The following is a 3,450-nucleotide window of genomic DNA, read 5'->3' on the forward strand; positions in this document are numbered from 1 at the left end:
CTCCATCGCCATCGAGCGCGAGACGACGTCGCGCGAGGCGAGGTCCTTGGCCGAGGGGGCATAGCGCTCCATGAAGCGCTCGCCCTCGGAGTTGGTCAGGTAGCCGCCCTCGCCGCGCGCGCCCTCGGTGATCAGCACACCCGCGCCGTAGATGCCGGTCGGGTGGAACTGGACGAATTCCATGTCCTGCAGCGGCAGGCCGGCGCGCAGCACCATCGCATTGCCGTCGCCGGTGCAGGTATGCGCCGACGTCGCCGAGAAATACATGCGCCCGCCGCCGCCCGTCGCAAGCACCGTGGCGTGGCTGCGGAAGCGGTGGACGGTCCCGTCCTCCATGCAGAGCGCGATCACGCCCTTGCACACGCCGTCCTCCATGATCAGGTCGAGCGCGAAATATTCGACGTAGAAGTCGGCGTCATACTTCAGGCTCTGCTGATAGAGCGCGTGAAGCATGGCGTGGCCGGTACGGTCGGCGGCGGCGCAGGTGCGCTGCACGGGCGGGCCCGCGCCCATATTCTGCATGTGGCCGCCGAACGGACGCTGGTAGATCGTCCCGTTCTCGTTGCGGCTGAACGGCACGCCGGCATGTTCCAGCTCGACCACCGCCGCCGGCGCCTCGCGCACCATATATTCGATCGCGTCCTGGTCGCCCAGCCAGTCCGACCCCTTGACGGTGTCGTACATGTGCCACGTCCAGTGATCGGGCGTGTTGTTGCCCAGGCTCGCGGCGATGCCGCCCTGCGCCGCCACGGTATGGCTGCGCGTCGGGAACACCTTGGTGATGCAGGCCGTCTTGAGGCCCTTTTCGGCGCAGCCCATGGTCGCGCGCAGGCCCGAACCGCCCGCGCCGACGACCACCGCGTCATAGACGTGGTCGATGATCTGGTAAGCGGCGGGCATCAGGCGTGGGCTCCGGCGAAGGCGACCTTGAGGATCGAGAAGATGGCGAGCGCGGCGCCGCCGATGGCGTAGAAGTTCAACAGCACCAGCGCCACGACGCGGCTGAAATCATGCTGATAATCCTCGATCACCACCTGCAGGCCGAGGCGGAGGTGGTAGAAGACCGAGATCACCGCGAGGATCAGCGGCACGCTGGCCCACGGGCTCTGCAACCACAGGACGAGCGCCTTGTAGTTCCACAGCGGCAGGCGGAACAGCGACGCGACCAGCCAGGTGACGAGCAGCAGGTTCGACCCCGCGGTCAGCCGCTGGTGCCACCAATGGTGCGCGCCTTCCTTGGCCGAGCCGAGGCCGCGCACGCGGCCGACGCTGGTTCCCGTTCCCATCAGCCGAGCCTCGCGAGGATGCTGCCCCAGACGGCCAGCGTCAGTGTGATCGAAATGGCGAGCGTGGCGAGCGCGCCCGTCTTGTTGCGCTTCAGCTCGTATCCCGCGCCGGTATCGAGCACGAGGTGGCGCACGCCGCCGCACAGATGCTGGAAGAACGACCAGGTCAGGCCGACCAGGACGAGCAGGGGCAGGGGATTGAGGAAGCCCGTCCGGTCCGACGTCATCAGGTCGACGAAACGGTCGTAGGACGCGGCCCCGCCGGCCAGCGCCGTCAGCCACCACACCAGCAGGATCCCGCCTCCGACCGCCAGCGCCGAGCCGGTCGCGCGGTGCAGGATCGAGACCAGCATGTGCGGTCCCCACTTCCAGATCGATAGGTGCGGCGACAGCGGCCGGGCGGAATTACGCGCCATGTCCTCGGCAGGTCCCAGAATAAGGAAAGGATCGACCCTCTTTAGCCCCAAAATGCCGCGTTGCAACGTTCGCAACGCGCGGCGAACCGGCTCGCAGGACCCGCCAAGACGACTAACCGACTATTTACTTCCGGTCGCGTAACCGGGTCCCGACTGATCGCCCACCGCGAAAAGGCCGGACCATGACCGACGAACATTACCTCATCCCGTTGCCGGCCGAGGCACGCATGCCATTCCCGGATGCCGAAATCGCGCAGCGCGTCGCGATCTATAATGGGGACGGCAAACTTGAGCGCGACATCGCCTTCGTATGGGAGCGTGCGGGCGAGATCATTCTAGGCGCCGTCCATGATTTCTGGGCCTGGCTGCCGCGCAGCCGGACGCCGTGCGGTGACGCGATCGCCAGGATGGGATTGTCCGATGAGGAGATCCAGCCCCGCGTCGCGCGACAAACGCGCGCGCAGCTCACCACGCCGGTGGACGCGCGCTGGGTCGACCGAATCGGGATGATCGGGCGCGAAATCTTCGTCATGGGCACGTCGACCGCGCTGGTGGCGGAGGGGAATGCGCAGCGTACAGCGATGATTTGCAAGGCGCTGAGCGATGCCATGCTGGGTTCGGACGACCTGCCCCGGATCATCGACACGGTCCATCGCCTTGCCGCGATCGAGCTCGAGATCAGCTTCGCCTATCAGGCGTTCCTCAGAAAGAAGCAGGCGATCGCCGAGCGTAGCGCGGAGGCGGAACGCTTCCGTCAGACGGTCGCGGACATTCTGCACAGTACGGTCGGCGGCGCGGCGACGCTCCAGGGGCGGACCGCGTCGACCGCGGGGTCGGCGCGCGGCATGCTCGGCAAGGCCTCCGAAGTGGCGGCCGCGTCCGAACAGTCGGCGATTGCGATGCGCGAGGCGGCGCAGACCGCGGCCGGCCTGATCCGTGCGATCGAAGAAGCGCGCGGCGAGGTCGAGGTGGCAGCAGGCGTCGCCACGCGCGCATCCGAGCAATCCGAAAAGGCGGTGGCGGTCAGCCATGCGCTGTCCGAACATGCGCAGGCGATCGAATCGATTCTGGGCCTGATCCGCGACATTGCCGGCCAGACCAACCTGCTCGCGTTGAACGCCACGATCGAGGCCGCGCGCGCGGGCGATGCGGGACGTGGATTCGCGGTCGTCGCGCAGGAGGTGAAGAGCCTCGCCAGCCAGACCGCGCGCGCTACCGACGACATCGCCGCCAAGATCGGCGCCATCCAGGGCGCCGCGCGCGAGACGGTCGAGGCGAACGGCACGATCCGCACCACCATCGGCGACGTGCAGCATTCGGCCGAACGCATTCGCCGGGCGATGGAGACGCAGGCGCAGACGGTGACGATGATCACGGCCGCCGTCGACGAGACCGCGCTCGCGGCGGATGCCATGTCGTCCACCATCGCCGCGATCCGTGCCGATACCGAGCAGGTGGCGCGCGACATCGACCAGCTCGAAACGGGATTCCGGGCGGTGGACGAGCAATTGTCGCTGCTCGACGCGGCTCCCGCGCCCATCGACCGCTACGCGGCCTGAAGGCGGCCCGCCCCCGCCCGGGTGGACGGGGCGGCGCCAGCGTCAGAGCGTGATCGTGCCCTCTTCCTCGCCGTCCCAATAATGGAGGCGGCCGGCGCGCACGTGGATCATTACCAAGCCCGGCGTGTCGATCCCCTCGGGAAACCAGCGTTCGAGGTCCGTCGACCAGTGCGCGGCGAAGGCGCCCTT

At 67.9% G+C, this 3,450-nt stretch carries 5 protein-coding genes; 1 reads left to right on the forward strand and 4 read right to left on the reverse strand.

Features of this window, described 5'->3' with window-relative positions; translation table 11 throughout:
• From ACOJSF_RS03995 to sdhC, 3 genes are all read right to left on the reverse strand, one after another.
• Nucleotides 1-900: FAD-binding protein (locus ACOJSF_RS03995; protein ID WP_420140933.1), on the reverse strand; the 900-nt coding region annotated here is incomplete at its 3' end.
• Entirely contained in the window at nt 900-1,286 is a 387-nt protein-coding gene (sdhD, locus tag ACOJSF_RS04000; RefSeq protein WP_420140934.1) for a succinate dehydrogenase, hydrophobic membrane anchor protein, read from the reverse strand. The genes sdhD and ACOJSF_RS03995, both read right to left, overlap by 1 nt.
• Nucleotides 1,286-1,702, reverse strand: coding sequence for a succinate dehydrogenase, cytochrome b556 subunit (gene sdhC, locus ACOJSF_RS04005; RefSeq protein ID WP_420140935.1), 417 nt, complete (start codon nt 1,700-1,702; stop codon nt 1,286-1,288). Before sdhC ends, sdhD begins: the two co-directional genes overlap by 1 nt.
• A gap of 182 nt (nt 1,703-1,884) precedes the next feature.
• On the opposite strand from sdhC, the gene ACOJSF_RS04010 reads away from it, so the two are divergent.
• The gene (locus ACOJSF_RS04010) at nt 1,885-3,261 is read left to right on the forward strand and encodes a methyl-accepting chemotaxis protein (protein WP_420140936.1); all 1,377 of its coding nucleotides are present in this window, start codon (nt 1,885-1,887) and stop codon (nt 3,259-3,261) included.
• Nucleotides 3,262-3,303: 42 nt separating this feature from the next.
• Here the strand turns inward: ACOJSF_RS04010 and ACOJSF_RS04015 are convergent.
• On the reverse strand, nt 3,304-3,450 hold a 147-nt coding region (locus ACOJSF_RS04015), incomplete at its 5' end, for a pyridoxamine 5'-phosphate oxidase family protein (RefSeq protein WP_420140937.1).

The organism is Sphingomonas sp. (assembly GCF_048594985.1).
Taxonomy (GTDB): domain Bacteria; phylum Pseudomonadota; class Alphaproteobacteria; order Sphingomonadales; family Sphingomonadaceae; genus Sphingomonas_I.

Bases quoted from the DNA above. Each gene is read 5' to 3' on its own strand.
- sdhD (WP_420140934.1), bottom strand. From the start codon at position 1,286: ATGGGAACGGGAACCAGCGTCGGCCGCGTGCGCGGCCTCGGCTCGGCC.
- ACOJSF_RS04010 (WP_420140936.1), top strand. From the start codon at position 1,885: ATGACCGACGAACATTACCTCATCCCGTTGCCGGCCGAGGCACGCATG.
- sdhC (WP_420140935.1), bottom strand. From the start codon at position 1,702: ATGGCGCGTAATTCCGCCCGGCCGCTGTCGCCGCACCTATCGATCTGG.